Here is a 678-nt window from a genome sequence, read left to right as displayed (position 1 = left end):
CGAGCGTACGTCCGGGTTCTTGAGGGCCGAGGAGTCCCCCGTGGCGCTTCAGGAGTGCAGCCCCGTCAGGGAGAGGAACTCGGCGCGTGAGCGGGCGTCGTGGCGGAGTGTGCCGAGGAGGGTGGAGGTGAGCGTGCTGGAGCCCGTGGCCTGGACGCCGCGCAGGGTCATGCAGCTGTGCTCGGCTTCGATGACGACGCCGACGCCCTTGGGTTCGAGATGGGCCTGGAGCCAGTCGGCGACCTGCTTGGTCAGTCGTTCCTGGACCTGGGGCCGGCAGGCGAAGTGCTCGACCACGCGGGCCAGTTTGGACAGGCCGAGGATGCGCTGGCCGGGGAGATAGCCGACGTGGGCGGTGCCGGTGAAGGGCAGCAGATGGTGCTCGCACACCGAGCGCACCGGGATGCTGCGCGCCAGCACGAGCTCGTCGTAGCCCTCGTCGTTGGGGAAGGTCGTCAAGTCGAAGGGGCGGGGGCTGAACAGTTCGGCGTAGGCGCGGGCCATGCGGCCGGGGGTGCCGCGCAGGCTCTCGGTGCTGGTGTCGATCCCGAGTGCGGCGAGGAAGCGTGCGGCGGCGCGTTCGGCTTCGGCCAGGTCTATGCCGTCGGTGTCGTGAACGACGCGCAGGGGGCTGGGTGCGGGTGCCGACGCCTGCGGGCGGGGAATGCTCGCGGAGGG

Annotated in this window: 1 protein-coding gene; it reads right to left on the bottom strand. The window is 71.1% G+C overall.

Annotated features, from left to right (window positions below; translation table 11 throughout):
• Positions 1-48 precede the first annotated feature (48 nt).
• Positions 49-627, bottom strand: coding sequence for a GTP cyclohydrolase I FolE (gene folE / locus CCL05_RS43570; RefSeq protein ID WP_086565926.1), 579 nt, complete (start codon positions 625-627; stop codon positions 49-51).
• Between the last annotated feature and the right edge of the window lie 51 nt (positions 628-678).

The organism is Streptomyces africanus (assembly GCF_002150735.1).
Lineage (GTDB): Bacteria > Actinomycetota > Actinomycetes > Streptomycetales > Streptomycetaceae > Streptomyces > Streptomyces africanus.
Note: the sequence above shows the minus strand (reverse complement) of the source record. Positions and strands in the feature narration are given on the sequence as shown.